This window comes from Citrobacter sp. KH_055_1, assembly GCF_057838705.1.
This window is the reverse complement of the sequence record NZ_CM174473.1, coordinates 3,112,280-3,137,829: the sequence shown is the minus strand read 5'-3', so window position 1 is coordinate 3,137,829 and position 25,550 is coordinate 3,112,280. Positions and strand designations below refer to the sequence as shown.

The 25,550-nt window shown below is 53.5% G+C and carries 21 protein-coding genes and 1 tRNA gene; 14 read left to right on the top strand and 8 right to left on the bottom strand.

Annotation, left to right across the window (positions count from 1 at the left end; translation table 11 throughout):
* Positions 1-44: 44 nt before the first annotated feature.
* The 8 genes from rimK (at position 45) to rlmC (ending at position 7,848) form a co-directional block, all read left to right on the top strand.
* A complete protein-coding gene (gene rimK / locus AC3ITF_RS14880) occupies positions 45-947 on the top strand; it encodes a 30S ribosomal protein S6--L-glutamate ligase (RefSeq protein WP_117341700.1) in 903 nt (300 codons plus the stop codon).
* A gap of 90 nt (positions 948-1,037) precedes the next feature.
* The gene (locus tag AC3ITF_RS14875; protein WP_096757709.1) at positions 1,038-1,514 is read left to right on the top strand and encodes a type III secretion system chaperone family protein; all 477 of its coding nucleotides are present in this window, start codon (positions 1,038-1,040) and stop codon (positions 1,512-1,514) included.
* Positions 1,515-1,945: 431 nt separating this feature from the next.
* Positions 1,946-3,058 carry a spermidine/putrescine ABC transporter substrate-binding protein PotF gene (gene potF, locus AC3ITF_RS14870; protein WP_096757708.1) on the top strand — a complete coding sequence of 371 codons (1,113 nt, stop codon included), beginning with the start codon at positions 1,946-1,948 and terminating at the stop codon, positions 3,056-3,058.
* Positions 3,059-3,195: 137 nt separating this feature from the next.
* Positions 3,196-4,329, top strand: a complete 1,134-nt coding sequence (gene potG / locus AC3ITF_RS14865) for a putrescine ABC transporter ATP-binding subunit PotG (RefSeq protein WP_096757707.1) — start codon at positions 3,196-3,198, stop codon at positions 4,327-4,329.
* A 9-nt stretch (positions 4,330-4,338) separates the two neighbouring features.
* Entirely contained in the window at positions 4,339-5,292 is a 954-nt protein-coding gene (gene potH / locus AC3ITF_RS14860; protein ID WP_146717111.1) for a putrescine ABC transporter permease PotH, read from the top strand.
* Positions 5,289-6,134: a putrescine ABC transporter permease PotI gene (gene potI, locus AC3ITF_RS14855; RefSeq protein WP_137362362.1), complete on the top strand. Its 846-nt coding sequence runs from the start codon at positions 5,289-5,291 to the stop codon at positions 6,132-6,134. The genes potH and potI overlap by 4 nt, the downstream gene beginning before the upstream one ends.
* Before the next feature lie 36 nt (positions 6,135-6,170).
* Positions 6,171-6,680 carry a YbjO family protein gene (locus AC3ITF_RS14850; RefSeq protein WP_096757704.1) on the top strand — a complete coding sequence of 170 codons (510 nt, stop codon included), beginning with the start codon at positions 6,171-6,173 and terminating at the stop codon, positions 6,678-6,680.
* Positions 6,681-6,720: 40 nt separating this feature from the next.
* Positions 6,721-7,848 carry a 23S rRNA (uracil(747)-C(5))-methyltransferase RlmC gene (rlmC, locus tag AC3ITF_RS14845; protein ID WP_489175798.1) on the top strand — a complete coding sequence of 376 codons (1,128 nt, stop codon included), beginning with the start codon at positions 6,721-6,723 and terminating at the stop codon, positions 7,846-7,848.
* 137 nt (positions 7,849-7,985) lie between these two features.
* Here the strand turns inward: rlmC and AC3ITF_RS14840 are convergent.
* The 3 genes from AC3ITF_RS14840 to AC3ITF_RS14830 all read right to left on the bottom strand — a co-directional run bounded on the left by AC3ITF_RS14840 (position 7,986) and on the right by AC3ITF_RS14830 (position 9,776).
* A tRNA-Ser gene (locus tag AC3ITF_RS14840) sits at positions 7,986-8,073 on the bottom strand.
* A 148-nt stretch (positions 8,074-8,221) separates the two neighbouring features.
* Positions 8,222-8,899, bottom strand: a complete 678-nt coding sequence (locus AC3ITF_RS14835) for an isochorismatase family protein (RefSeq protein ID WP_096757702.1) — start codon at positions 8,897-8,899, stop codon at positions 8,222-8,224.
* A gap of 16 nt (positions 8,900-8,915) precedes the next feature.
* Positions 8,916-9,776 (bottom strand): pirin family protein, encoded by an 861-nt coding sequence (locus tag AC3ITF_RS14830; RefSeq protein WP_137400353.1) that lies wholly within the window; start codon positions 9,774-9,776, stop codon positions 8,916-8,918.
* Positions 9,777-9,884: 108 nt separating this feature from the next.
* Between AC3ITF_RS14830 and AC3ITF_RS14825 the strand changes: the two genes are divergently transcribed.
* Positions 9,885-10,796 carry a LysR family transcriptional regulator gene (locus AC3ITF_RS14825; RefSeq protein WP_181219293.1) on the top strand — a complete coding sequence of 304 codons (912 nt, stop codon included), beginning with the start codon at positions 9,885-9,887 and terminating at the stop codon, positions 10,794-10,796.
* Positions 10,797-10,874: 78 nt separating this feature from the next.
* Here the strand turns inward: AC3ITF_RS14825 and infA are convergent, their stop codons facing one another.
* From infA to trxB, 5 genes are all read right to left on the bottom strand, one after another.
* Entirely contained in the window at positions 10,875-11,093 is a 219-nt protein-coding gene (gene infA, locus AC3ITF_RS14820; RefSeq protein ID WP_002211347.1) for a translation initiation factor IF-1, read from the bottom strand.
* Between the two features lie 285 nt (positions 11,094-11,378).
* On the bottom strand, positions 11,379-12,083 hold the full coding sequence (aat, locus tag AC3ITF_RS14815) for a leucyl/phenylalanyl-tRNA--protein transferase (RefSeq protein WP_096757699.1): 705 nt from the start codon (positions 12,081-12,083) through the stop codon (positions 11,379-11,381).
* A 43-nt stretch (positions 12,084-12,126) separates the two neighbouring features.
* Complete coding sequence (cydC, locus tag AC3ITF_RS14810) at positions 12,127-13,848, bottom strand: heme ABC transporter ATP-binding protein/permease CydC (RefSeq protein WP_489175797.1); 1,722 nt, start codon at positions 13,846-13,848, stop codon at positions 12,127-12,129.
* Positions 13,849-15,615, bottom strand: coding sequence for a heme ABC transporter permease/ATP-binding protein CydD (cydD, locus tag AC3ITF_RS14805; protein ID WP_096757697.1), 1,767 nt, complete (start codon positions 15,613-15,615; stop codon positions 13,849-13,851). It abuts the gene before it with no gap.
* Between the two features lie 114 nt (positions 15,616-15,729).
* Positions 15,730-16,698, bottom strand: coding sequence for a thioredoxin-disulfide reductase (gene trxB, locus AC3ITF_RS14800; RefSeq protein ID WP_096757696.1), 969 nt, complete (start codon positions 16,696-16,698; stop codon positions 15,730-15,732).
* 584 nt (positions 16,699-17,282) lie between these two features.
* Here trxB and lrp point away from each other — a divergent pair.
* From lrp to serS, 5 genes are all read left to right on the top strand, one after another.
* On the top strand, positions 17,283-17,777 hold the full coding sequence (gene lrp / locus AC3ITF_RS14795; RefSeq protein WP_000228473.1) for a leucine-responsive transcriptional regulator Lrp: 495 nt from the start codon (positions 17,283-17,285) through the stop codon (positions 17,775-17,777).
* A 134-nt stretch (positions 17,778-17,911) separates the two neighbouring features.
* Positions 17,912-21,880 carry a DNA translocase FtsK gene (locus AC3ITF_RS14790; RefSeq protein WP_489175796.1) on the top strand — a complete coding sequence of 1,323 codons (3,969 nt, stop codon included), beginning with the start codon at positions 17,912-17,914 and terminating at the stop codon, positions 21,878-21,880.
* A gap of 111 nt (positions 21,881-21,991) precedes the next feature.
* Positions 21,992-22,603, top strand: coding sequence for an outer membrane lipoprotein periplasmic chaperone LolA (gene lolA / locus AC3ITF_RS14785; RefSeq protein ID WP_096757694.1), 612 nt, complete (start codon positions 21,992-21,994; stop codon positions 22,601-22,603).
* 10 nt (positions 22,604-22,613) lie between these two features.
* Positions 22,614-23,957: a replication-associated recombination protein RarA gene (gene rarA / locus AC3ITF_RS14780; protein ID WP_489175795.1), complete on the top strand. Its 1,344-nt coding sequence runs from the start codon at positions 22,614-22,616 to the stop codon at positions 23,955-23,957.
* Between the two features lie 92 nt (positions 23,958-24,049).
* Entirely contained in the window at positions 24,050-25,342 is a 1,293-nt protein-coding gene (gene serS, locus AC3ITF_RS14775) for a serine--tRNA ligase (RefSeq protein ID WP_096757692.1), read from the top strand.
* The last annotated feature ends 208 nt before the right edge of the window (positions 25,343-25,550 follow it).

Below are 25,550 nucleotides of genomic sequence, written 5' to 3'. Positions count from 1 at the left end.
GTATGATACGCCGGCTTTCAGCAGGTCTTTCAGAGAGGTGCAGGGTGAAAATTGCCATTTTGTCCCGGGACGGAACGCTCTATTCTTGTAAGCGCCTGCGTGAAGCGGCGATGCAGCGCGGTCACCTGGTTGAAATTATCGATCCCCTTTCCTGTTATATGAACATTAGTCCGGCGGCGTCTTCGATTCATTACAAGGGCCGCCAGCTCCCTCATTTTGATGCGGTCATCCCACGAATCGGCTCGGCGATTACCTTTTACGGTACGGCGGCGTTGCGCCAGTTCGAGATGTTAGGGAGTTATCCGTTGAATGAGTCAGTGGCGATCACCCGTGCGCGCGATAAGCTGCGCTCATTGCAACTGCTGGCACGTCAGGGAATCGATCTCCCGATTACCGGAATCGCGCACTCACCGGACGATACCAGCGACATGATTGATATGGTCGGCGGCGCACCGTTGGTGGTGAAGCTGGTAGAAGGCACGCAGGGTATCGGTGTGGTGCTGGCCGAAACGCGTCAGGCCGCGGAGAGCGTCGTGGATGCATTTCGAGGACTGAACGCACATATTCTGGTGCAGGAATATATTAAAGAGGCCAAAGGGCGGGATATTCGCTGTTTTGTCGTAGGGGACGAGGTGGTGGCCGCTATTGAGCGTCGGGCTAAAGAGGGCGATTTTCGTTCTAATCTCCATCGCGGTGGCGTGGCCAGTATTGCCAATATTACGACGCGTGAAAGGGATATCGCGATAAAAGCTGCCCGAACCATGGGCCTGGATGTGGCTGGCGTTGATATTTTGCGCGCAGACCGCGGGCCGCTGGTCATGGAAGTTAACGCTTCTCCGGGGCTTGAAGGCGTGGAGAAAACCACGGGGGTTGATATTGCCGGACGGATGATCAAGTGGATCGAACGTCATGCAACTCCGGAATTTTGTCTTAAAATCGGCGGCTGAACGCAATATCGATGGCGATCGTGGTATGACGCGGTCTTTTTGCGTAAGCTGTGCCGGTAATTTTTTCATCGAAAGAGGTCGCACATTATTATGACATCACTGGTCGTTCCCACTCTGGATACGTTGCGTCAATGGCTCGACGACCTGGGCATGAGTTTTTTTGAATGCGATACCTGTCAGGCGCTGCATTTACCTCATATGCAAAACTTTGACGGCATCTTTGATGCGAAAATTGATTTGGTGGATAACGTCATTCTGTTCTCTGCGATGGCGGAAGTCAGGCCATCGGCGTTGCTGCCGTTGGCCGCCGATCTGTCATCCATTAATGCCAGTTCGCTGACGGTGAAAGCCTTTCTGGACATGCAGGATGATAATCTGCCAAAGCTGGTGGTTTGCCAGTCTTTATACGTTGTGCCGGGCGTCACGTTTGAGCAGTTCGAATGTTTTGTTCGCCAGAGCGAAGAGCAGATATCCATGGTGATCCTTGAAGCCGGGGCGCATCAACTGTTATTTAACGCTGAAGAAGATGTGCAAAACAGCGGTACTGAGACCCATTTCCTCCATTAATATTTCCTGAGCAATGATGCCAAAAGCGCAGCCGCTGCCAGAGCGGTTGCGTATTACCCTATTTTTATTCTGCATTTAACCTTTTATTAAAGAATTATTCACCTAACTTCCACGCCTTCTGCCTTATGTCATAGATAAATCCTGCATAAAAAATTGATAAAAGACGTTTTTTTAACTGGGCTATATCCTCGAATCCTGGCTAAAGTTATTCTGGCGAGGCTTATAAACGTCATCCTTCAATGAACCCTTTATGGGCTGCATGCGACCGCAATGCATGTTGAATGATTCCGCGATTACTAGCGAGCCATAGCGGCACAGGGGAAGCCTCTTTTCTTATTTGTGCTGAATGAAAGAATATGCACGTTTCTTGCATATCATAGAGTGTGAATTTTTTGTTCGTTTGTTAACGAACTTTCAGAAGGAAAGAGATTATGACCGCCTTAAATAAAAAATGGTTATCAGGCCTGGTTGCGGGTGCTCTGATATCCCTCTCTGCCGGCACGCTCGCTGCTGAACAAAAAACGCTGCATATTTATAACTGGTCTGATTATATCGCCCCCGACACGGTGGCTAATTTTGAAAAAGAGACCGGCATTAAAGTGGTTTATGATGTGTTCGACTCCAATGAAGTACTGGAAGGTAAGCTCATGGCGGGTAGCACTGGCTTTGACCTTGTCGTTCCTTCCGCCAGCTTCCTTGAGCGTCAGCTTACTGCGGGTGTTTTCCAACCGCTGGACAAAAGTAAACTGCCAGACTGGAAAAACCTCGATCCCGAATTGCTGAAGCTGGTGGCGAAACACGATCCAGACAACAAGTTTGCGATGCCGTATATGTGGGCAACCACCGGTATTGGCTACAACGTGGATAAAGTGAAGGCGGTGCTGGGCGCGGATGCGCCGGTCGACAGTTGGGATCTGATCCTGAAGCCGGAAAATTTGGAAAAACTCAAAAGCTGCGGCGTCTCGTTCCTTGATGCCCCCGAAGAAGTGTTTGCCACCGTGCTGAATTACTTGGGTAAAGACCCCAACAGTACCAAAGCGGACGATTACACCGGACCGGCAACCGATCTGCTGTTGAAGCTGCGTCCGAATATTCGTTATTTCCACTCTTCTCAATACATTAACGATCTGGCAAACGGTGATAGCTGCGTGGCAATTGGTTGGGCAGGGGACGTATGGCAGGCCGCTAATCGCGCGAAAGAAGCGAAAAATGGCGTCAATATTTCCTTCTCAATTCCAAAAGAAGGGGCGATGGCGTTCTTCGATGTTTTCGCCATGCCTGCGGATGCTAAAAATAAAGACGAAGCGTATCAGTTCCTCAACTATCTGCTGCGTCCGGATGTGATTGCCCATATTTCCGACCACGTGTTCTACGCCAACGCGAACAAAGAGGCGACGGCGTTGGTCAGCCCTGAAGTTCGTGACAATCCGGGGATTTACCCGCCGGCCGATGTGCGAGCTAAGTTGTTCACTCTGAAAGTACAGGATCCGAAGATCGATCGTGTCCGTACTCGTGCCTGGACCAAGGTGAAAAGCGGGAAATAACCCGCGTCAGGGAGATGACCCGGCGGCGCGTAAGTCCGCCGGGACACCCGAACCCTGAACACTCATAACCCGGCAATACGCACCATGCTGGTGCGTTATTTGCACTGTTTCTTTGTTTTATGCCGGAGAGCACTCACGTGAATGATGCGACCCCCCGCCCACAGGCGAAGACCCGCAAAGCGCTAACCCCGCTGCTTGAAATTCGTAATCTGACCAAGTCTTTCGATGGCCAGCACGCCGTCGATGACGTCAGCCTGACTATCTACAAAGGCGAAATATTTGCCCTGCTAGGGGCCTCCGGCTGCGGCAAATCAACTCTGCTGCGCATGCTGGCGGGCTTTGAACTGCCGACCACCGGGCAAATTATGCTCGATGGTGTCGATTTAGCACACGTCCCGCCGTATCTGCGCCCGATTAATATGATGTTTCAGTCCTACGCGCTGTTCCCACATATGACGGTGGAGCAGAACATTGCCTTTGGCCTGAAGCAGGACAAGTTGCCGAAAGCTGAAATTACCAGCCGGGTCAACGAGATGCTGGGCCTGGTGCATATGCAGGAATTTGCCAAACGCAAACCGCATCAGCTTTCCGGCGGTCAGCGACAGCGTGTGGCGCTGGCGCGCAGCCTGGCAAAACGTCCTAAACTGCTGCTGCTGGACGAACCGATGGGGGCGCTGGATAAAAAGCTACGTGACCGCATGCAACTGGAAGTGGTCGATATCCTCGAACGTGTGGGTGCGACCTGTGTGATGGTAACGCACGATCAGGAAGAAGCCATGACGATGGCGGGGCGTATTGCGATCATGAATCGCGGCAAGTTCGTGCAAATCGGCGAACCTGAAGAGATTTACGAGCACCCGACCACCCGCTATAGCGCGGAATTTATTGGCTCGGTAAACGTGTTCGAGGGGCTACTGAAAGCGCGTCAGGAAGACGGCCTGATCATTGACTCTCCGGGGCTGGTCCATCCGCTGAAAGTCGATGCTGATGCCTCCATCGTTGATAACGTCCCGGTGTACGTCGCGCTGCGTCCGGAAAAAATTATGCTCTGTGAGACTCCACCGGCGGATGGCTATAACTTTGCGGTGGGGGAAGTGGTTCACATTGCCTATCTCGGTGATTTGTCGGTGTACCACGTACGTTTAAAAAGCGGCCAGATGTTGAGTGCTCAGCTACAAAACGAACATCGCTACCGTAAGGGGCTACCGACCTGGGGCGATGAGGTGCGTTTGTGTTGGGATGCGGACAGTTGCGTAGTGTTGACGGTTTAAGGAGTGAAAATGCGTACACTTGAACCTCCGGCGCGCGTGGACAACGCGAGCCGTTTCACGCTGTTTATGTCGCGGATGCAGATGAGGCATGGGCGCAAGGTGGTGATTGCGCTGCCGTATATCTGGCTGATTCTGCTGTTTTTGCTGCCATTTTTAATCGTTTTTAAGATCTCTTTTTCTGAGATGGCGCGGGCGATCCCCCCGTATTCTGACCTCATCTCATGGGCAGACGACCAGCTCTCCATCACGCTTAATGTTGGCAACTTCCTACAACTGACGGCTGACCCGCTGTATGTTGATGCTTACCTGCAGTCGTTGCAGGTGGCGGGGATTTCGACGATCTGCTGTTTGCTACTGGGATATCCACTGGCATGGGCTGTGGCACACAGCAAACCGTCAACGCGGAATATTCTGCTGTTGCTGGTGATCCTGCCTTCCTGGACCTCGTTTTTGATTCGCGTGTATGCCTGGATGGGGATCCTGAAAAATAACGGGATCCTGAATAATTTTCTGATGTGGCTGGGAATTATCGATCAGCCGCTGACGATCCTGCACACCAATCTGGCGGTCTATATCGGGATTGTTTATGCATATTTGCCGTTTATGGTACTGCCGATCTACACCGCGTTGACACGTATCGACTATTCGCTGGTGGAAGCGGCGCTGGATCTTGGGGCCCGACCGCTGAAAACGTTCTTTAGCGTGATCGTGCCGTTGACCAAAGGCGGGATCATCGCAGGCTCAATGCTGGTGTTTATCCCGGCGGTCGGGGAGTTTGTGATCCCTGAACTGCTGGGCGGGCCGGACAGCATTATGATTGGCCGTGTGTTGTGGCAGGAGTTTTTCAATAACCGTGACTGGCCGGTGGCGTCGGCTGTGGCCATTATTATGCTGCTGTTATTGATTGTGCCGATCATGTGGTTCCATAAATATCAGCAAAAAAGTGTGGGGGAACATGGATGAATAATTTACCCGTCGTTCGCTCACCGTGGCGTATTTTTATCCTGGTCGTCGGGTTCACTTTCCTGTACGCGCCGATGCTGATGCTGGTTATCTATTCGTTTAACAGCTCCAAACTGGTGACGGTCTGGGCAGGGTGGTCAACGCGCTGGTACGGTGAATTGCTCCACGATACTGCCATGATAAGCGCTGTCGGGATGAGTTTGACCATTGCTGCTTGTGCGGCGACGATGGCGTCGATCCTCGGCACGATTGCTGCGGTGGTGCTGGTGCGCTTTGGTCGTTTCCGGGGTTCTAATGGCTTTGCCTTTATGATAACAGCGCCGCTGGTTATGCCGGATGTCATCACCGGCCTGTCGCTGTTGTTGCTGTTTGTTGCCATGGCGCATGCTATTGGCTGGCCGGCAGATCGCGGGATGTTAACCATCTGGCTGGCGCACGTCACTTTCTGTACGGCGTATGTGGCGGTCGTTATCTCCTCGCGTTTGCGCGAACTGGATCACTCCATCGAAGAAGCGGCGATGGATCTTGGCGCCACGCCGCTGAAGGTCTTCTTTGTCATCACGCTGCCGATGATTATGCCGGCGGTGATTTCCGGCTGGCTGTTGGCTTTCACCCTGTCGCTTGACGATCTGGTGATCGCCAGCTTTGTTTCCGGTCCTGGGGCGACGACGTTGCCGATGCTGGTGTTCTCCAGCGTACGTATGGGGGTTAATCCAGAAATTAACGCGCTGGCGACGCTGATTCTTGGCGTGGTAGGAATTATCGGATTTATCGCGTGGTACCTGATGGCCCGGACAGAAAAGCAGCGGTTGCGCGATATCCAGCGTGCAAGACGCGGCTGAAAAAACTAAAATCTGCCAACCTCTACTCGGTGCAGCATGTGGCGCTGCACCGTTTTCACGGAAGACGACGCGTTGGGATTTTTTAAGAAATCATCCACATCACATGCTCGCTTAAACGTTCCTGCTTTAGTGCAGGTGGCGGCGCTCGCTATTATTATGATCCGCGGCCTCGATCTGTTGATGATTTTCAATACGTTGGGTGTGAGCGGGACAATGGCATTTATCCAGCGTAGCGTGCAGACCTGGAATTTAACGCTGGTGTTTTTAAGCAGTCTGATACTGGTGTTTATCGAAATTTACTGTGCCTTTTCATTGGTCAAAGGACGTAACTGGGCGCGCTGGATTTATCTGTTTACCCAGGTGGTGGCCTCCGGTTATTTGTGGGCGGCATCGTTAGGTTATGGTTATCCCGAGCTGTTCAGTATTGCGGGTGAATCGAAGCGTGAAATTTTTCGCACGCTGGTGATGCAGAAATTACCGGATATGCTGGTGCTGTTGTTGCTGTTTGTTCCGGCATCCAGTCGACGGTTCTTCCGTCTGCAATAATGTGTATAATCTTCGCCCCGGTTAATTTGAAGGTTTTCTTATGCAGTGCGCTCTTTATGACGCCGATCGCTGTCGTTCCTGTCAGTGGATAACACAGCCCGTTGGCGATCAACTCCGTGCAAAAATGGCCGATCTCCAGACTCTTCTTGCCGACTATTCGGTCGGGGAGTGGTGCGCGCCCGTCGTTGGCCCGGAGAGCGCTTTTCGTAATAAAGCCAAAATGGTGGTGAGCGGTAGCGTGGAAAAACCGCTGTTGGGCATGCTGCATCGTGACGGTACACCTGAAGATTTGTGCGACTGTCCGCTTTATCCTGCCTCATTTGCGCCGGTATTTGCCGCACTAAAACCCTTTATCGCCCGTGCCGGGTTGACGCCTTACAACGTAGCGCGTAAGCGGGGCGAACTGAAATATGTGCTGTTAACGGAAAGCCAGTTTGACGGCGGTATGATGCTGCGTTTTGTCTTACGCTCAGAGGCCAAGCTGAGCCAATTGCGCGCGGCGTTGCCGTGGCTGCAGGCGCAGTTACCGCAGTTAAAGGTGATAACGGTCAATATCCAACCAGTGCATATGGCGATTATGGAAGGGGAGACAGAAATCTTCCTGACGGAGCAGCAGGCGCTGGCTGAACGTTTTAATGATGTACCGCTGTGGATCCGCCCGCAGAGTTTCTTTCAAACCAACCCGGTAGTGGCTGAGCGTTTGTATGGCACGGCTCGCGATTGGGTGCGCCAGCTTTCGGTCAACCATATGTGGGATCTGTTTTGCGGTGTTGGCGGTTTTGGCCTGCATTGCGCTACGCCGCAGATGAAACTGACGGGTATCGAGATCGCACCAGAGGCGATCGCCTGTGCGAAACAATCTGCGCAGACGTTGGGGTTACAGAATCTGCACTTTCAAGCGCTCGATTCGACCCAATTCGCGACGGCACAGGAAGACGTTCCGGATCTGGTGCTGGTGAACCCTCCGCGTCGGGGCATTGGTAAACCCCTGTGTGATTATCTTTCCCACATGGCACCGCCGTTTATCATCTACTCCAGCTGTAATGCGCAAAGCATGGCGAAGGATATTGGCGAGCTGCCAGGCTATCGCATAGAACGGGTTCAACTTTTCGATATGTTCCCGCACACCGCGCACTATGAAGTATTGACGCTGCTCAGCCGACAATAGTTTCTTTTCTTCGCAGGGAATGCCTGATGACGCTTCGCTTGTCAGGTCTAAGGATGGATGCGGGTTGTTGGCCGCATTTGGTAAATGCAATAGACGAAAAAAAAGCCCGTACTTGCGTACGAGCTCTTTCTCAAATGTGGCGGTGAGAGAGGGGTTCGAACCCTCGATACGTTGCCGTATACACACTTTCCAGGCGTGCTCCTTCAGCCACTCGGACACCTCACCGTATTGTATTGCTGCCTGACCGCTTGGGGGGCAACGGGGCGATACTATAGGGAGTTGCGCTAAAACGGTCAAGCAGAATTTACGTCTTCACTCTCGTTTGGTTACGCAATAGACATATTCTGCGCCCGGACAGGCGCAGAGAACATGATTAGCGCTGAGAGTCCAGTTTTTCACCGTTGGTGACGACTTCCTGAGCCTTGCTGTAGCTTTCGATCAGCAGCTGATAGGCCGGGAAAATTTTGGTATACACTTCCGCCCATTCAGCGGCATCTTCCCGGTTCCAGGTCCGCTGTATTTCAGACGCAACGGCTGCGGTATCCATTGGCACCACGCCTGCCTGTACCACTCGCGCCAACGTGATTTCCTGCGCCATCTTGCTGTAAGTGCCGGAAGCGTCAATGACGGCAAACACTTTATACCCTTCCGCTACCGCGCTGATGGCCGGGAAAGCCATGCAAACGCTGGTAATGGTACCGGCGATAATCAGCGTTTTACGACCTGTTGCTTTGACGGCTTTAACAAAGTCTTCGTTATCCCAGGCGTTGATCTCGCCTTTGCGCGCCACGTACTGAGCATGGGGCGCATTGGCGTGGATTTCCGGAATCAACGGGCCGTTGGGTCCCTGTGGAACGGAGGCTGTGGTGATCACCGGCATCTTCGCCAGGGTGGCTATTTTTGCCAGCGCAGCGGCACGGGCACGCAGTTCGGGCATTGGCATATCACCGACGGTCTGAAAAAGACCGCTCTGGTGATCGATAAGCAGCATCACGGCATCATCTACGTCGATAACCGGGCGTGAACCATTAAAATTTGCAGGACTGGACATCGTATTCTCCTTCGCTTTAGATTTGGCCAAAACGGCCGGAGTTGAAATCGCGTACGGCTTCGGCGATCTCTTGTTTTGTGTTCATCACAAATGGACCGTAACCGACAATGGGTTCATTTAACGGTTCGCCTGACAGCAGCAGCACGCTGGCGTCGCTACTGGCCTCGATATGTAGGGTTTTACCCTGCTGGCTTAATACCACCAGCTGCGCCTCACCCGCGGAGGTGGCACCGTTGATGGTGATCGTGCCTTTCAGCACCACCAGCGCAGTGCTCCATCCTTCCGGTTGGGATAGCGTGACCGGGCGATTACTTTGCAGGCGCATGTCCCACACATTTAACGGTGAGAAGGTATGCGCGGGGCCTTTCGTGTCCTGATAGCTGCCCGCAATCACGCGCACGGTACCTGCGTCATCTGGCAGGTCGACGGTGGGAATAACGTCGCTGCTGATGCCCTGATAACCCGGCACGGTCATTTTGTCTTTGGCTGGCAGGTTGACCCACAGCTGGACCATTTCCAGCTCGCCGCCCTTACGGGTAAATTCCGGCGAATGAAATTCTTCGTGTAAAATCCCGGCCCCTGCTGTCATCCACTGCACATCGCCTGGACCGATAATGCCGCCGCGCCCGGTTGAGTCGCGATGTTCAACTTCACCGCTGTAAACAATGGTCACTGTTTCAAAACCACGGTGCGGGTGCTCACCGACGCCGCGCTTTTCATTACCCGGTGTAAAGGTATGCGGACCCGCGTAATCCAGCAGCAGGAACGGACTGAGCTGCTCAGCATGAGACTGGTAAGAGAACATCGAGCGAACTGGAAATCCATCGCCAACCCAGTGTGGGCGAGGTGCGGTATAGACGCCTGTTACGTGTTTCATATGTATCTCCTCAGTGACGTTATCTTGATGTGAATAAGCTTATATCCATGACAGCGAGCTGAGTAGTGGCTAAAATAGTCCTCACCGTCTCATTCATAGGACAATAAGATGACGAAGCTGGATCTCAATGATTTCGCATGGTTTGTGCATGTTGTCGAAGAGGGAGGATTCGCAGCGGCAGGCCGTGCGCTTGATGAGCCCAAATCCAAACTCAGTCGGCGTATTGCGCAACTGGAGGAGAGACTGGGGGTGCGTTTGATTCAGCGAACAACCCGGCAGTTTAATGTCACGGAGGTCGGACAGACCTTTTACGAACACTGTAAGGCGATGTTGGTGGAGGCGCAGGCGGCACAGGATGCCATTGCGGCGTTGCAGGTTGAGCCACGTGGCATTGTTAAACTGACGTGCCCGGTGACGCTGTTGCATGTCCATATCGGCCCCATGCTGGCCCGGTTCATGGCGCGTTATCCGGATGTCGCAGTACAGCTTGAAGCCACGAATCGCCGCGTCGACGTTGTCGGAGAAGGTCTGGATGTGGCGATTCGCGTCCGACCTCGTCCTCTTGAAGACAGTGATTTGGTCATGCGGGTGCTTGCTGACAGGGGGCACCGGCTGTATGCCAGTCCGCGATTGGTTGAGCAGATGGGGACATTACACGCCCCGGCAGAGCTGACCCGTTGGCCCGGGCTGAGTCTGGCGGCGGGGAAACATGTTCATCGTTGGGAGTTGTTTGGCCCACAGGGTGCCCGCGCGGAAGTGCATTTTACGCCGCGTATGATCACCACAGATATGCTGGCGCTGCGCGAGGCCGCGGTTGCCGGGGTAGGCGTGGTACAACTCCCGCAGTTAATGGTCAAGGATCAATTAGCCGCAGGGGATCTGGTGGCAGTGCTGGATGGCTGGGAACCGAGGCGGGAGATTATTCACGCGGTCTTTCCATCGCGTAGGGGGTTATTGCCCTCGGTGCGCGCATTAGTGGATTTCCTGACGGAAGAATATGCACGCATGATTGAGGACTAAAGCCTCAAATTTGGCCCACAAAAAAGGCCGGATATACCGACCTTTTATTATCTGGACGCCAGTCTGGCGTGAAAAAAATCAGCGACTACGGAAGACAATGCGGCCTTTGCTCAGGTCGTACGGGGTCAGTTCAACAGTCACTTTGTCTCCCGTCAGGATGCGGATATAGTTTTTACGCATTTTACCGGAGATGTGTGCAGTAACCACGTGACCGTTTTCTAACTCTACGCGGAACATGGTATTAGGTAACGTATCGAGAACGGTACCCTGCATTTCAATATTGTCTTCTTTGGCCATCTAATCCTCTGGGGTATCACTACCGTAATTTGAACCGGCAAGATAATGCCGAAGTTCTTTTAATAAGTAAAGATTTGCGCGATTAAAATACAGCAAATCAAGTTTGGCGCATTACTCTATCCACACACGGCAAAGCCGCACTTAAAGCGCAACGTGTAAGGGAACGATGAGATAAACGATAGGCGTTGCCTGACGCGAACTGTTCCTTAACGGCGGCGGGGTAATGGGCTAAACCAACTCTGCGACGCAATTATAACACCCCGACAAAAAATGTGCCGAAAACATTCACTCCTGAGGTAAAAATAACGTCCGCGGTACCCAAAAATGGCTGGGTAACCGCTGCTGGCGCAGTCTGCTCAAGTGTTCAAGGTACTCCCGACGCGGCGTTTCGACGGCGCCCAGCGACGCTGTATGTCCATTTAACACCTGACAGTCAATTAACTTCCCACCCTGCTGGCTAAATTCAGCGCAAAAAACAAGCAACGCGGTTTTCGAGGCATTTTCCTGACGACTGAACATTGATTCACCGCAGAAGAGCGTGCCTTGCGAAACGCCGTACATACCGCCGACTAATTCATTGTGCCGCCACACTTCAATGGAATGCGCGTGCCCCAATTCATGCAGGCGGTGGTAAGCGTCAACAATATCACGCGTTATCCAGGTCCCTTCTTCGCGGTCATTGGCACAACCTTCAATCACCTGACCAAAGGCGTAATTTAACGTGACACGATAAGGTGAGTGTTTATGAAAACGCTTCATGCTACGGCTAAGATGAAATGTCTCAGGCCACAAAATGGCGCGCGGATCGGGCGACCACCAAAGAATTGGGTCGCCAGGAGAAAACCACGGAAAAATACCGCGCTGGTACGCCATAAGCAGACGGGCAGGGCTCAGATCGCCACCCAGTGCTAACAAACCGTTAGGTTCGCGTAACGCGCCTTCCGGTGACGGGAAGGCGATAGAATTGCGGGACAGTTGCACCAGGCGCATGACAGCGAAACTCCACTACGCGAGTCGATCGTTCAATAATAGCTTACAGACGTTGCTTAAACTGGTAATAACGCCCCTGCCTGGCTAACAGATCTGCGTGATTACCTTGCTCAATAATGTGTCCGTTGTCCATCACTATTATTTGATTAAAACGCGATAGCCCGCGCAGGCGATGCGTCACCATCAAAACCGTTTTATCTCGCATGACATCACTAATCAGTTCAAGCATTTGGCTTTCGGTGGTAGCGTCCAGTCCTTCGGTAGGTTCATCCAGCAGCATCAGAGGGGCATCGTGGAGTACCGCGCGAGCGATTGCCAGACGGCGGAGTTCGCCGCCGGAAAGCTGACGACCACCTTCACCTAACCAGGCGTTGAGGCCATCATCTTCCAGCAGTTTTTCCAGACCAACGCGGCACAGTATTTCGGATAATGCGTCATCACTGGCCTGCGGCGCGGCCAGCAGCAGGTTGTCGCGTAATGTGGCGCTAAACAGGTGCACACGTTGCGGCACGACGCTGATGCTTTGACGCAGCGTTGACTCACTCAGAGTTGAAATCGGACGGTCGTTAAACAAAATTTCACCGTGTTGCGGGTTCCAGGCGCGGGTCAGCAGTTGTAGCAGGGTGGACTTTCCACAGCCGGTGCGGCCGAGAATCGCAACATGCTCGCCGGGTTTTGCTTGCAGGGAGAGGGTATCCAGCGCATTTTGCGCCTGGCCCGGGTAGCTGAAACAAACGTCGCGCAGCGTGAGGGTAATCGGCCCAGAAACCGTCGATCCTGCGTCGGGGAAAGTGACTTCCGGTTTTTGTTCCGTCAGTTCTGTGATGCGCAGGGCAGAGGCGATCACTTGACCGAGGTGCTGAAATGCACCCGTTACCGGGGTCAGGGCTTCAAATGCGGCCAGTGCGCAGAACACAAACAGCGCAATCAGCGCACCTGGCTGGGTATTGCCTCCCACGCCGCCCGAGGCCATCCAGAGCATCACGATGACGGCCAGCGCGCCAATCAGCAGCATTAGGGCCTGAGACAGCGCCGTTAATTCGGACTGGCGACGCTGAGCTTCGTGCCATTGTAACTCTGTGGCTTCCATTTGTGCTCGATAGCGAACACTTGCGCCAAAAATGGTCAGCTCGGCCTGGCCCTGCAGCCAGGATGTCAGCTGTTGGCGATATTGCCCGCGCAGGTGCGTCAGGTTTTGCCCGGTGCGTTTTCCGGCCTGATAAAACAGCGGAGGCAAAATAAACAAGGTCAGCAGCATGATGCCACCGAGGGTGATGGCCAGCGTGAGATCGAGAACGCTCAGACCCAGCGTCACCACCATAATCACGACAAATGCCCCAACCAGCGGAGAGATGACGCGCAGATAAAGGTGATCAAGCGTATCGACATCCGCAACGATGCGGTTAAGCAGTTCACCCTGGCCATAACGGGCCAGACCCGCCGGAGAGAGTGGCAGCAGCTTACTAAATGTATAAATACGCAGGTGCTGCAACACGCGGAATGTCGCGTCGTGACTGACCAGTCGCTCGAAATAACGACCTGCGGTACGGGTGATCGCCGCACCGCGCACGCCGGCAGCGGGGAGCATATAGTTAAAACTGTAAATCCCGGTGACGCCAACCACCGCGGAAGCGGAGAGGAACCAACCGGAAAGTGTCAGCAAGCCGATACTGGCTAATAGCGTGATGATCGCCAGAATAATTCCCAGCGTTAACATCCATTTATGACGTTTATACAGCGTCAGATAAGGTAGCAAAGCGCGCATTTAGATGTCCTCCTGACGGTGAGCCAGCAGTGTTGCAAAAGCCCCGTTGGCTGCGCTCAGTTGAGCATAAGTGCCTTGCTCGACGATCTGTCCGTCCTGCATGACCCAAATGGCATCCCACTCGGCAAGGTCTTCAAGCTGGTGCGTGACCATCAGCGTGGTCTGGCGGCGTGATGCTGCATTCAGCGCCTGCATGACGCGCTGCTCGCTGTGCGCATCGAGGCTAGCGGCGGGTTCGTCCAGTAGCATTAGCTGACACGGATTGAGCAAGGCTCGGGCGACGGCAACGCGCTGCGCTTGCCCGACGGAAAGCCGGGCGGCCTGATCGCCGACCGGGGTATCCACGCCCTGAGGCAGCAGGGGTAAAAACTCACTTACCCAGGCGCTGTCGAGCGCGGCCTGAAGCTGTTGCTCACTGGCATCTGGACGTGCCAGCAGCACATTATCGCGCAACGTTGGGGCAGGAAGCTGTGGGTTCTGTCCTACCCACGACAGCTGTTTTCGCCAGGAGTCAGGGGCCAGGGAGCGAAGCTCAAAACCATTAATTCTCAGCGAACCCTGATACGAGAGAAAACCAGAAAGGGCATTCAGCAGCGAGCTCTTACCGGAGCCGCTACGTCCCACCAGTACCGCGCGCTGACCGGCTGGCAGCGAGAAGTTAAGTGGACCAGCAAGCACTTTACCTTCCGGGGAGGTGATAACCAGATCTTCTGCGGTAATCGAAACCGGCTCTTTTACGGCCAGCTCAATGTCGCCACGTTCAGGATGCGCCAGCGGCGTTTCCATGAACGTTTTCAGGCTGTCTGCGGCACCGACGGCCTGGGCTTTGGCATGATAAAACGTGCCCAGATCGCGTAAGGGCTGGAAAAACTCAGGCGCAAGAATCAGTGCCAGGAATCCAGAGGCTAAGGTAACACCAACGCCATAGTGGCCGAAGTTGAGTTCACCGAGGTACGAGAAGCCAAAGTAAACCGCCACCAGCGCGATGGACAGCGAGGTGAAAAATTCCAGTACGCCGGAGGAGAGGAACGCGAGGCGCAGAACTTCCATGGTGCGCTGGCGAAAATCTTGTGATGCCGCACGAATGCTTTCTGTTTCCGCTTCGCCGCGACCAAATATTCTTAACGTTTCCATACCACGCAAGCGGTCGAGGAAATGACCGCTGAGTCGGGCTAGCGCCTGAAAGTTACGTCGGTTAGCATCAGCAGCGCCCATACCGACCATTGCCATAAACATGGGGATTAGCGGTGCAGTGCCAAGCAGAATAAGGGCGGCTATCCAGTTAGACGGGAAAATGGCCGCGACAATCAAAATGGGGACGCAGACGGCAAGCGCCATTTGCGGCAGATAACGCGCGTAGTAATCATGCATATCGTCAATCTGCTCAAGCACCAGCGTGGCCCAACTTCCGGCTGGTTTACCCTGGATCCACGCGGGGCCTGCCTGTTGCAGACGGTCCAGAACCTGACGGCGAATTTCAAAACGAATGTGCTGTCCCGCGTGAAAACCGACCCGCTCACGTAGCCAGACCACCCATGCACGCAGGATGAAAATCAGCACTAATACGATGAAAGGGAGCAGAAGGGCTTCGCGGGGAATATTATCCATGATCATGTGATCAAGAATGCGTGCCAGGAGCCAGGCCTGAGCGACAATTAACAGGCCGCTGACGAAGCCTAACAGGCGTGAAATATTCAGCCAACGCTGGGAAATGACACTTTGCTGTTTTAACCAGCGTGTTAGCTCTTTTTGACGGGTTTTATTCATTGCTCGCTTAGCAGGTGAGTTATAGGAATTTTTAGGCAGGACAATGTTACAACGGGGCAAAAATAAAGGCGACTGATAGTCGCCTTTTTTACTTTTGTTACTGATTTGTAAAACTTATTTGCAGGCGTCAGCCAGACCGTCGAGATAACGCTCTGCATCAAGGGCTGCCATACAACCCGTACCTGCAGAGGTAATCGCCTGGCGATAAATATGGTCCATCACGTCACCGGCCGCGAACACGCCTGGAATGCTGGTTTGCGTCGCATTACCGTGAATGCCGGACTGAACCTTGATGTAGCCGTTTTCCAGCTCAAGCTGGCCTTCAAAAATCGCGGTGTTCGGGCTGTGACCAATGGCGACAAACAGTCCTGCAACGTCCAGAGACTCGACGTTATCGGTGTTTTGGGTATCACGCAGACGCAGTCCGGTGACGCCCATTTGATCGCCGGTCACTTCTTCCAGCGTGCGGTGCGTGTGCAGCACGATGTTGCCGTTTTCGACTTTATCCATCAGGCGCTTGATAAGGATTTTTTCTGCACGGAAGCTGTCGCGACGGTGAATCAAATGCACTTCAGAGGCAATATTCGCCAGATACAACGCTTCTTCTACAGCCGTGTTGCCACCGCCGATAACCGCCACCTTCTGGTTGCGATAGAAGAATCCGTCACAGGTCGCACAGGCAGAAACACCGCGACCTTTAAACGCTTCTTCAGACGGTAAGCCAAGGTAGCGAGCGGAAGCGCCGGTGGCGATAATCAACGCATCGCAGGTGTACTCGCCGCTGTCGCCGGTCAGACGAAACGGACGGTTCTGCAGATCAACCTTGCTGATGTGATCAAAAATGATTTCCGTCTCAAATTTTGTCGCATGCTCATGCATACGTTCCATCAGCAGTGGGCCCGTAAGATCGTGCGGGTCGCCAGGCCAGTTTTCGACTTCCGTCGTCGTGGTCAACTGACCCCCTTTTTCCATACCGGTAATCAGTACCGGTTGCAGGTTTGCGCGTGCAGCATAGACCGCAGCGGTATACCCGGCAGGGCCTGAACCCAGAATAAGAAGTTTACTGTGTTTGGTCGTGCCCATGAGATCCCCATAGTTGTTGGCAGGCAATGAACTGGATTGTAGGGAATTTGCAGGCGTAAAAAAAGAGCATGGCAATTTTGTTAACAATTTGTGCAATAGCGGGAGCCGATGATCGGCCAGACAGGCGGCAAGGACGTCAACCAACGCACAGGTAACATGAAGTATGACGGGACATAACGATTTCTACTTAAAATCGGCCAGTTATAAGGCGATAAAATGACGATTTTCCATCACTCCCAATGAATAACTGGCATGTTGTACTAAAAATCGATGTTTTGCTTTGACAATCCCCTGCTGTTTTGCGAAAACATTCAAGGAAGAAAAAAACTGTGTCGTGTGTGTGCTGCATAATCATGCATCCAGATACCATGTTTACCGAGTTAGCGAAATCTACGCATGGTGTGGACAGATGCCATTCGTGATGTCGATAGCCGCCGACAGGCAACGGTCTTCTCACCATAAACCCAGACATTTCACACCGTAAATCCCTCTGGGTTTCGGGTATTGTGATGGGTAGCGACTCTGAACAGTGATGTTAGAAGGGTCAGGCAGGAGTAGGGAAGGAATACAGAGAGACAATAATAATGGTAGATAGTAAGAAGCGCCCTGGCAAAGATCTCGACCGTATCGATCGTAACATTCTTAATGAGCTGCAAAAGGATGGGCGTATTTCTAACGTCGAGCTTTCTAAACGAGTGGGACTTTCACCAACGCCCTGCCTTGAGCGTGTGCGTCGGTTAGAAAGACAGGGATTTATTCAGGGCTATACGGCGCTGTTAAACCCGCATTATCTGGATGCATCACTTCTGGTTTTTGTTGAGATTACTCTGAATCGTGGCGCACCGGATGTCTTTGAGCAGTTCAACACTGCAGTGCAAAAACTTGAAGAAATTCAAGAGTGTCATTTGGTTTCCGGTGATTTCGACTACCTGCTGAAAACACGCGTACCGGATATGTCAGCATACCGCAAGCTATTGGGGGAAACCCTGCTGCGTCTGCCTGGCGTGAATGACACACGTACTTACGTGGTAATGGAAGAAGTTAAACAGAGCAATCGTCTGGTAATTAAGACGCGCTAACACGGAACAGGTGCAAAATCGACGTAGTTTGATTACACTCCTGTTAATCCATACAGCAACAGTGCCGGGGCAACCCGGTGCTGTTGTCCGTTTTAGCATCGGGCAGGAAAAGCCTGAAACCTGGAGAGCCGTTTTTGAGCCAGGAATACACTGAAGACAAAGACGTCACATTGACGAAGTTAAGCAGCGGGCGCCGACTTCTGGAAGCGCTACTGATCCTTATTGCCCTTTTTGCCGTCTGGTTGATGGCTGCCTTACTCAGCTTTAACCCTTCGGATCCCAGCTGGTCGCAAACCGCGTGGCACGAGCCTATCCACAATCTTGGGGGAATACCCGGAGCATGGTTGGCGGACACGCTGTTCTTTATTTTTGGCATCATGGCCTACACCCTACCTGTGATCATTGTTGGGGGCTGTTGGTTTACCTGGCGACATCAGGCCAGTGACGAGTACGTTGACTATTTCGCCGTATCGCTGCGCATCATTGGCGTTCTGGCGCTCATTCTCACCTCTTGCGGACTGGCGGCAATCAATGCCGATGATATCTGGTATTTCGCGTCTGGCGGCGTGATTGGCAGTCTGCTCAGTACCACGCTACAACCTCTGCTGCATAGCAGCGGGGGAACACTCACACTATTGTGCATCTGGGCGGCAGGTCTGACGTTGTTTACCGGTTGGTCATGGGTGAGCATTGCGGAAAAACTGGGCGGCTGGTTACTCAATATCCTGACCTTTGCCAGTAACCGCACTCGTCGTGACGATACCTGGGTCGATGACGAAGAATATGAAGACGATGAAGAGTCCGTCGACATCGCCGAAGGAAAACCGCATGAATCACGCCGGGCGCGTATTCTTCGTGGGGCATTAGCACGTCGTAAGCGGCTGGCCGAGAAGTTTACCAATCCGCTTGGTCGTCATACCGATGCTGCGCTGTTCTCCGGTAAACGGATGGACGACGAAGATGAAATTGAATACAGCGCCCGTGGTGTTGCCGCCGATCCGAATGATGTTCTGTTCTCGGGTAATCGCGCGACGCTGCCTGAATATGATGAGTTCGACCCGCTGCTAAGTGGTCACTCGGTGACTGAGCCTGTGACAGCCGCCGCAGCAGCCACGGCGACCGCGCAGGCCTGGAGTGCGCCAGCCGATCCTTTAATGCAAGCTCCGCTGGTTTCCGGTGGCGTTCCTGTTCAGCCTGCACCGACTGCTGCATGGCAACCTGCGCCAGCGCCACAGGTGGCTGAGCCGGTTGTGACTCCTGCCTACGAAGGTTATCCGCAGCCTGCACAATATACTCAACCGACGGCACAGCCTTATGAGCCGTGGCAGCAGCCCGCACCGGTTGAGCCTCAGCCGCAATATGCTGTGCCGCCCGTTGTCGAACCTCAATACCAACAGCCGGTAGCTCCGCAGCCGCAAATGCAGCCGCAGTGGCAGCCGCCTGTTCCAGAACAAAGCTGGCAGCAACAGCCGGTACAGCAGCCGGTTCCTTCACCGGATCCTGTTTATCACCCGCAGCCGGCTTACCAGCAGGAATCCACATTCCAGCAGCCTGCGTATCAACAGCCGCCTGCTTTCGTGCAGGAGCCTGTTGTTGAGCAACCGCCGGTTGTCGAGCCTGAACCGGTTGTGGAAGAGACGAAACCGGCGCGTCCGCCACTCTATTACTTTGAAGAGGTGGAAGAAAAGCGCGCGCGTGAGCGTGAACAGCTCGCGGCCTGGTATCAGCCCATTCCTGAACCACTGCAGGAACCTGAGCGAATTAAACCGTCAATGCCATCAATGCCAACTGCCGCATCTATACCGCCGGTTGAATCCGTCGCGGCCGTCGCGCCGCTGGCTGCCGGAGTGAAAAACGCCGCAATGGGCGCTGGGGCCGCTGCTGTTGCTGCACCTGTGTTTAGTCTGGCGGGTAGCGGTGCGCCGCGTCCACAGGTGAAAGAAGGCATTGGTCCGCAGTTGCCGCGTCCAAATCGCGTCCGTGTGCCAACGCGTCGTGAGCTGGCTTCATATGGTATCAAACTACCGTCGCAACGAATGGCCGAAGAGAAAGCGCGAGAAGAGCAGCTTGATACGGATTATACCGACGATGAAATTGAAGCGATGCAACAGGATGAGCTGGCGCGTCAGTTCGCCCAGTCGCAGCAGCATCGTTATGGTGAAGAGTATCAGGACAATACGCATCAGATTGAGGACGAAGAGTCTGCAGCAGAAGCGGAGTTGGCCCGTCAGTTTGCCTCTTCCCAGCAGCAGCGCTATTCCGGCGAACAGCCTGCGGGCGCTAATCCGTTCTCGTTAGATGACTTTGCTTTCTCGCCGATGAAAGCACTGGTGGATGATGGCCCGCATGAGCCGCTGTTTACCCCAAGCGTTATGCCTGAACCGGAGCCTGTGCCGCAGCAGCATTATCAGCAGCCGCCACAACCTGTTGCACCGCAGCAGCATTATCAGCAGGCGCCACAGCCTGTTGCGCCGCAGCAGCATTATCAGCAGCCGCCACAGCCTGTTGCACCGCAGCAGCATTATCAGCAACCGTCACAGCCTGTTACACCGCAGCCGCAGGATAGCCTGATCCATCCATTATTGATGCGCAATGGCGACAGTCGTCCTGTTCAGCGTCCAACCACGCTGCTGCCATCGCTGGATCTGCTCACCCCGCCACCGAGTGAAGTTGAACCGGTGGACACCTTCGCGCTGGAGCAAATGGCGCGACTGGTGGAAGCGCGCTTAGCAGATTTCCGTATTAAGGCTGATGTGGTGAACTATTCACCGGGCCCGGTGATAACCCGTTTTGAACTGAATTTGGCTCCGGGTGTTAAGGCTGCACGGATTTCTAACCTCTCCCGAGACCTGGCGCGTTCACTGTCGACCGCTGCGGTTCGTGTGGTGGAGGTTATTCCAGGTAAACCGTATGTTGGGTTGGAATTACCGAACAAAAAACGTCAGACCGTCTACCTGCGCGAAGTGCTGGATAACGCGAAATTCCGTGATAATCCTTCTCCGCTGACCGTAGTGCTCGGTAAAGATATTGCCGGCGAACCGGTTACGGCTGATTTGGCGAAGATGCCGCATCTGCTGGTGGCGGGTACCACGGGTTCCGGTAAGTCTGTTGGGGTCAATGCTATGATCCTCAGCATGCTGTATAAGGCGCAGCCGGAAGATGTGCGATTCATTATGATCGACCCAAAAATGCTCGAGTTGTCGGTTTATGAGGGCATTCCGCATCTGTTGACGGAAGTGGTTACAGATATGAAGGATGCTGCCAACGCGTTGCGCTGGAGCGTCAATGAAATGGAACGCCGCTACAAACTGATGTCAGCGCTGGGCGTGCGTAATCTGGCGGGTTACAACGAGAAGATCGCAGAAGCGGATCGTATGGGGCGCCCGATCCCGGACCCGTACTGGAAACCGGGCGATAGCATGGATGTTACCCATCCGGTGCTGAAAAAAGAGCCTTATATCGTTGTCCTGGTCGATGAATTTGCTGACCTGATGATGACCGTCGGTAAAAAAGTGGAAGAACTGATCGCTCGTTTGGCGCAAAAAGCGCGTGCGGCGGGGATCCACCTGGTGCTGGCGACCCAGCGTCCGTCGGTTGATGTGATTACCGGGCTTATCAAAGCCAACATCCCGACCCGTATTGCCTTTACCGTGTCGAGTAAAATTGATTCGCGTACCATCCTTGATCAGTCAGGTGCTGAATCACTGTTAGGGATGGGGGATATGCTTTATTCCGCACCAAACTCGACAATTCCGGTGCGTGTTCACGGTGCTTTTGTGCGTGATGAAGAAGTTCATGCCGTTGTTCAAGACTGGAAAGCGCGCGGCCGTCCGCAATACGTTGAGGGCATCACTTCTGATAGCGAAAGCGAAGGCGGCGGCGGTGGTTTTGACAATGGGGAAGAACTGGATCCGCTGTTTGATCAGGCGGTGAATTTTGTTACCCAAAAACGCAAAGCCTCCATCTCCGGCGTCCAGCGTCAGTTCCGCATCGGTTACAACCGCGCGGCACGTATCATCGAGCAGATGGAAGCGCAGGGGATTGTCAGTGAGCAAGGGCATAATGGTAATCGTGAAGTGCTGGCGCCGCCGCCCTTCGATTGATTGCAAAGTTAAGTAATTCAGTATTTTCTACTTTCCTCATGCTGATTTTTGGCCTGGAATGGATAGCAGAGGGATCTCCCCGTCGGGAGTGACGAATTTTGAGGAATAACGATGAAAAAGATCGCAATCACCTGTGCATTACTGTCGAGCTTTGTGGTGAGCAGCGTCTGGGCTGACGCCGCCAGTGACCTGAAAAGTCGTCTGGATAAAGTCAGTAGCTTCCATGCCAGCTTTACTCAGAAGGTGACCGATGGTAGCGGCGCAGCGGTACAGGAAGGTCAGGGCGACCTGTGGGTTAAACGTCCGAACCTGTTTAACTGGCATATGACACAGCCTGATGAAAGCATTCTGGTCTCCGACGGTAAAACGCTGTGGTTCTTTAATCCGTTTGTCGAACAGGCCACGGCAACCTGGCTGAAAGATGCCACGGGTAATACGCCGTTTATGCTGATTGCGCGCAACCAGTCCAGCGACTGGCAGCAGTACAACATCAAGCAAAACGGTGATGACTTCGTGTTGACTCCGAAAACCAGCAGCGGCAATCTGAAGCAGTTCACCATCAATGTGGGACGCGACGGCACTATCCATCAGTTTAGCGCCGTCGAGCAGGACGATCAGCGCAGTAGCTATCAGCTGAAATCTCAGCAGAATGGCGCAATCGAACCATCCAAATTCACCTTTACCCCTCCGCAGGGTGTCACGGTAGACGATCAACGTAAGTAGAGGCGTGTGAGTGGGTAATCTGTCGCTCGATTTTTCTGATAATACCTTTCAGCCGCTGGCCGCGCGTATGCGGCCAGAAAATTTAGCGCAGTATATCGGCCAGCAGCATTTGCTGGCTGCAGGTAAGCCCTTGCCACGCGCCATCGAGGCCGGGCACCTGCACTCCATGATCTTATGGGGCCCTCCTGGCACAGGTAAAACGACTCTTGCTGAAGTGATCGCCCGCTACGCGAACGCAGACGTTGAACGCATTTCGGCCGTCACCTCGGGTGTGAAAGAAATTCGTGAAGCGATTGAACGTGCGCGTCAGAATCGTAACGCCGGTCGGCGCACTATATTGTTTGTGGATGAAGTCCACCGCTTTAATAAAAGTCAGCAGGACGCCTTTCTCCCGCATATTGAAGATGGCACCATTACGTTTATAGGCGCCACGACTGAAAACCCCTCGTTTGAACTGAACTCGGCATTACTGTCGCGTGCGCGCGTCTATCTGCTTAAATCGCTCACTACCGACGATATCGAGCAGGTACTGGATCAGGCGATGGCGGACAAAGCGCGAGGCTACGGCGGCCAGGATATTGTTCTGCCGAATGAAACCCGTCGGGCCATTGCCGAGCTGGTGAATGGCGATGCGCGTCGGGCACTAAATACGCTGGAAATGATGGCCGATATGGCGGTAGTCGACGCCAGCGGAAAACGCGTTTTACAACCCACATTGCTGACAGAGATTGCCGGAGAGCGTAGCGCACGCTTTGATAATAAAGGCGATCGTTTTTACGATCTTATCTCGGCATTACATAAATCAGTACGCGGAAGCGCGCCGGATGCGGCCCTCTACTGGTACGCACGCATCATTACTGCAGGGGGCGATCCGCTGTATGTTGCACGCCGCTGTCTGGCGATCGCTTCTGAAGACGTGGGTAATGCCGATCCCCGAGCCATGCAGGTGGCGATTTCGGCATGGGATTGTTTCACTCGCGTTGGACCTGCGGAAGGTGAGCGGGCGATTGCCCAGGCGATTGTTTATTTGGCCTGCGCGCCGAAGAGTAACGCGGTGTATACCGCCTATAAAGCGGCGTTGGCAGATGCACGCGATCGTCCGGATTACGACGTACCCGTGCATCTGCGTAATGCGCCGACGAAGTTAATGAAAGAAATGGGCTACGGCCAGGAATATCGCTACGCGCACGACGAGCCGAATGCGTATGCTGCCGGCGAAGAGTACTTCCCGCAGGAACTGGCACAAACACGCTATTATCGCCCGACAAACAGAGGTCTTGAGGGTAAGATTGGCGAAAAGCTCGCCTGGCTTGCCGGACAGGATCAAAATAGCCCTATAAAACGCTACCGTTAGCGCGATCGTTGCGGTAATGTTGGCAATGTATCCCTGTGACTGCAGGCTGTGGTCACTTTCTCCCATTTTAATTCGATAAGCACAGGATAAGCATGCTCGATCCCAATCTGCTGCGTAATGAGCCAGACGCAGTCGCTGAAAAACTGGCAAGCCGGGGCTTTAAGCTGGACGTAGATAAGCTGCGCGCTCTTGAAGAGCGTCGTAAAGTTCTGCAGGTACAAACTGAAAATCTGCAGGCAGAGCGTAACTCTCGATCGAAATCCATTGGCCAGGCAAAAGCGCGCGGGGAAGATATCGAGTCTTTACGTCTGGAAGTGAACAAACTGGGCGAAGAGCTGGATGCCGCGAAAGCTGAACTTGATACCTTGCAGGCTGAGATTCGCGATATTGCGCTGACCATTCCTAACCTGCCAGCGGACGAAGTCCCGGTCGGTAAAGATGAAAATGACAACATCGAAGTCAGCCGCTGGGGCACGCCGCGTGAGTTTGATTTTGACGTTCGCGATCACGTTACGCTGGGCGAAATGCACGCGGGGCTCGATTTTGCCGCCGCTGTTAAGCTGACCGGCTCGCGTTTCGTGGTCATGAAAGGGCAGATTGCGCGTATGCACCGTGCGCTGTCCCAGTTCATGCTGGATCTGCATACTGAACAGCATGGCTACAGTGAAAACTACGTTCCGTATCTGGTTAACCATGACACGCTGTACGGTACGGGTCAGTTGCCGAAATTTGCCGGCGATCTGTTCCATACCCGTCCGCTGGACGAAGAAGCCGACAGCAGCAACTATGCGCTGATCCCAACGGCAGAAGTTCCGCTGACCAACCTGGTGCGCGATGAGATCATTGACGAAGATGCGCTGCCAATCAAAATGACTGCGCATACCCCATGCTTCCGTTCAGAAGCGGGCTCTTATGGTCGTGACACCCGTGGTCTGATCCGTATGCACCAGTTCGATAAAGTTGAGATGGTGCAGATCGTTCGTCCTGAAGATTCGATGGACGCGCTGGAAGAAATGACCGGTCATGCCGAGAAAGTCCTTCAGTTGCTGGGTCTGCCGTACCGTAAGATCATTCTGTGTACTGGTGACATGGGCTTCGGCGCATGCAAGACCTACGATCTGGAAGTGTGGATCCCGGCGCAAAATACCTACCGTGAAATCTCTTCCTGCTCCAACGTGTGGGATTTCCAGGCGCGTCGCATGCAGGCACGTTGCCGCAGCAAGTCCGACAAGAAGACCCGTTTGGTGCATACGCTGAACGGCTCTGGTCTGGCGGTTGGTCGTACGCTGGTTGCCGTAATGGAAAACTACCAGCAGGCCGATGGCCGCATTCAGGTTCCGGAAGTACTTCGTCCGTATATGAATGGCCTGGAATACATCGGATAAGTTAGCTTTCCCTGCTAAAAAAGCGCCTGCGGGCGCTTTTTTTATGCCTGCTTGACGTCGAACAATAACCCTTACCCCATTAGTGGTAATACTACCTTCGAATGAAAGTCAGTATTTATCTCTGTCTTTACGCAAATTCACTATTTATCAGTCTGTATAACGATAATATCGATATATAAGTATCTATACAGCGTTTGTTTATTTATTG

Bases quoted from the DNA above. Each gene is read 5' to 3' on its own strand.
- AC3ITF_RS14875 (WP_096757709.1), top strand. From the start codon at position 1,038: ATGACATCACTGGTCGTTCCCACTCTGGATACGTTGCGTCAATGGCTC.
- potF (WP_096757708.1), top strand. From the start codon at position 1,946: ATGACCGCCTTAAATAAAAAATGGTTATCAGGCCTGGTTGCGGGTGCT.
- potH (WP_146717111.1), top strand. From the start codon at position 4,339: ATGCGTACACTTGAACCTCCGGCGCGCGTGGACAACGCGAGCCGTTTC.
- potI (WP_137362362.1), top strand. From the start codon at position 5,289: ATGAATAATTTACCCGTCGTTCGCTCACCGTGGCGTATTTTTATCCTG.
- AC3ITF_RS14850 (WP_096757704.1), top strand. From the start codon at position 6,171: ATGTGGCGCTGCACCGTTTTCACGGAAGACGACGCGTTGGGATTTTTT.
- rlmC (WP_489175798.1), top strand. From the start codon at position 6,721: ATGCAGTGCGCTCTTTATGACGCCGATCGCTGTCGTTCCTGTCAGTGG.
- AC3ITF_RS14835 (WP_096757702.1), bottom strand. From the start codon at position 8,899: ATGTCCAGTCCTGCAAATTTTAATGGTTCACGCCCGGTTATCGACGTA.
- AC3ITF_RS14830 (WP_137400353.1), bottom strand. From the start codon at position 9,776: ATGAAACACGTAACAGGCGTCTATACCGCACCTCGCCCACACTGGGTT.
- AC3ITF_RS14825 (WP_181219293.1), top strand. From the start codon at position 9,885: ATGACGAAGCTGGATCTCAATGATTTCGCATGGTTTGTGCATGTTGTC.
- infA (WP_002211347.1), bottom strand. From the start codon at position 11,093: ATGGCCAAAGAAGACAATATTGAAATGCAGGGTACCGTTCTCGATACG.
- aat (WP_096757699.1), bottom strand. From the start codon at position 12,083: ATGCGCCTGGTGCAACTGTCCCGCAATTCTATCGCCTTCCCGTCACCG.
- cydC (WP_489175797.1), bottom strand. From the start codon at position 13,848: ATGCGCGCTTTGCTACCTTATCTGACGCTGTATAAACGTCATAAATGG.
- cydD (WP_096757697.1), bottom strand. From the start codon at position 15,615: ATGAATAAAACCCGTCAAAAAGAGCTAACACGCTGGTTAAAACAGCAA.
- trxB (WP_096757696.1), bottom strand. From the start codon at position 16,698: ATGGGCACGACCAAACACAGTAAACTTCTTATTCTGGGTTCAGGCCCT.
- lrp (WP_000228473.1), top strand. From the start codon at position 17,283: ATGGTAGATAGTAAGAAGCGCCCTGGCAAAGATCTCGACCGTATCGAT.
- lolA (WP_096757694.1), top strand. From the start codon at position 21,992: ATGAAAAAGATCGCAATCACCTGTGCATTACTGTCGAGCTTTGTGGTG.
- serS (WP_096757692.1), top strand. From the start codon at position 24,050: ATGCTCGATCCCAATCTGCTGCGTAATGAGCCAGACGCAGTCGCTGAA.